At 63.0% G+C, this 2,448-nt stretch carries 2 protein-coding genes; both read left to right on the forward strand.

What is annotated here, in order from left to right; all coding sequences use genetic code 11:
- Positions 1 to 1,292: efflux transporter outer membrane subunit (locus tag P0D73_RS46190; RefSeq protein WP_408436396.1), on the forward strand; the 1,292-nt coding region annotated here is incomplete at its 5' end.
- Positions 1,289 to 2,448, forward strand: a 1,160-nt coding sequence (locus tag P0D73_RS46195; RefSeq protein WP_408436399.1) for a paraquat-inducible protein A, incomplete at its 3' end; no start/stop codon positions are given. The genes P0D73_RS46190 and P0D73_RS46195, both read left to right, overlap by 4 nt.

Here is a 2,448-nt window from a genome sequence, read left to right on the forward strand (position 1 = left end):
TGATTGCCGCCGCGCTGGCCGACAACAAGGACGTGAAAATCGCTGCGGCGCGCGTCGACCAGTTTCTTGGCCAGTTCGTAACGACGCGCTCGGCCCTGTTTCCGCAGGTCAACGCGGGCTTTGAAGCATCGCGTCAACGCTCATCGATTGCTGGGCTGCCGACGCTGCCACCCGGCGTCAACCCCGTATTCAACGAATTTCAGGCGCCGCTGTCGGCCGCATGGGAGATCGATTTCTTCGGCAAGGTGAGACGTCAGACCGAGTCCGCGCGAGCAAGCCTGCTGGCAACTGAAGAAGGCCGGCGCGCAACGATCCTGTCGCTGGTGGCGTCGGTGGCGTCGTCGTACATCAATTTGCGCGACCTCGACCAGCAACTCTCGATCGCGAAGGCAACGACCGAAAGCCGTGCCGGCTCGGTGAAAGTATTTCAGGCACGGTTTTCAGGCGGCGACGTGTCGCAGATGGAACTCGCGCAGAGCGAGTCGGAATACGAAGCCTCTCTCGCGACAATCCCGCAGATCGAGACGCAAATCGCCCAGCAGGAAGACGCGTTGTCCGTGCTGCTCGGTCGCAATCCCGGTCCGATTCTGCGTGGCCGTGAACTCACGGAGCTCGAGGTGCCACCGGTGCCGGCAGGCCTGCCTTCCGATCTGCTTCAGCGTCGTCCCGATCTGCGTCAGGCCGAGCAGAACCTTATCGCCGCAAACGCATTGATCGGCGCCGCGCGCGCGCTTTACTTTCCGTCCATTTCACTAACGGGCCTGTTCGGAACGGCGAGCGGCCAGTTCTCGAAACTGTTCACCGGGCCGGCACGGATCTGGTCGTACGCAGGCTCGCTGACCGTGCCGATCTTTACCGCGGGCAGCATCAGCGGCCAGGTGAGCCAGGCGGAAGCGCAACAGCAACAGGCGCTGTTCCAGTACCAGCAGTCGATCCAGGTGGCCTTCCAGGAAGTCGACGACTCACTGATCGCACTGCAGAAGTCGCGCGAGCAACTCGTGGTGCAGGGCCGTCAGGTAGAAGCGTTGCGAACCTATTCACGGCTTGCGCGCTTGCGCTATGAAGGCGGCTATACGAGCTACATCGAGGTACTCGATGCCGAGCGTAGCCTCTTTAACGCGCAACTGAGCTACACGCAAACCAACGGACTCGTATTCAGTTCGCTGATCGGTTTGTATAAGGCAATGGGCGGTGGCTGGGTTGTCGAAGCCGAGCGCATGACGGGGCAGGTCATGCAGCACGGGCCCGCTGCGGCCACGACCGGGCAGCCCGCTACGGAGCAAGCGCAATGACCGCCGAGCGCCTCATTGCCTGCCACGAATGCGACCTGCTGCAACGGGAAGCGCCGTTGACGGGCGAGAGCGTGCTGCGCTGCTGCCGTTGCGGTGCGGAGCTGTACCGTAACCATCCGGACAGTCTCGATCGTGCGCTCGCTTTCACAGTCACGGCGATCGTGCTGTTCGTGATCGGCAATGCGTTTCCGATCGTCGGTCTGTCGGTGAATGGCGATCTTGTCGAGACCACCTTGCTGGGCGCGGTGCGCGTGCTGTACAGGGACGGCATGTGGCCCATCGCGGGGCTGGTGTTCGTGACGACATTCCTCATGCCGCTCATGCAGATGTCCGCGATGGCGTATCTGCTGTTTCCGCTGTGGCGTCGGCGCCTGCCATACCGGCCCGACATCGTGTTTCGCGTGCTGCATCTGGCGCGGCCGTGGGGCATGACGGAGGTCCTGATTCTCGGGATGCTGGTCGCGCTGGTCAAGCTGGCGCATATCGCCAGCGTCGTGCCGGGCGTCGCGCTCTGGACGTTCGGTGCGTTGATGCTGATACTCGCGGCGGCCAGTGCCGCGTTCGATCCGCACGATCTCTGGCAGCGAATAGGCGGCCACTACCGCGCCGCGCCGGGCCCGGAAGAACTCGCCGAACCGGCCGCACGCACGGCAATGGCCAGCGGGCTGATGACCTGTCACGATTGCGGGTTGCTGACAAAAGCGGCGCCACACGTCCACGACGCGAGCTGTCCGCGCTGCGGCGCGCATCTTCACGAACGCAAACCGGCGAGCTTCGCGCGCACGTGGGCGTTCCTGATCGCGGCGATGGTGCTGTACATCCCGGCGAACATGCTGCCCGTGATGAACACCAGTTCGCTGTTCGGCTCGGCGAAAGACACGATTCTGAGCGGCGTGGTGTACCTCTGGACATCCGGCTCCTGGCCTTTAGCCATCATCGTGTTCATTGCGAGCATCGCCGTCCCGATGCTCAAGATCATCGCGATCATGTTCCTCGTTATCTCGACGCAGCGGCGCTCGCTTGCGATGCTGCAGCAGAGGACGCGCGTCTACCGCGTGGTGGAACTGGTCGGGCGCTGGTCGATGCTCGATATCTATGTGATCACGATTCTCGTCGCACTCGTCCAGTTCAATGCACTCGCGACCATCCAGGCAGG

The organism is Paraburkholderia sp. RL18-101-BIB-B, assembly GCF_046026985.1.
Classification (GTDB): Bacteria; Pseudomonadota; Gammaproteobacteria; order Burkholderiales; family Burkholderiaceae; genus Paraburkholderia.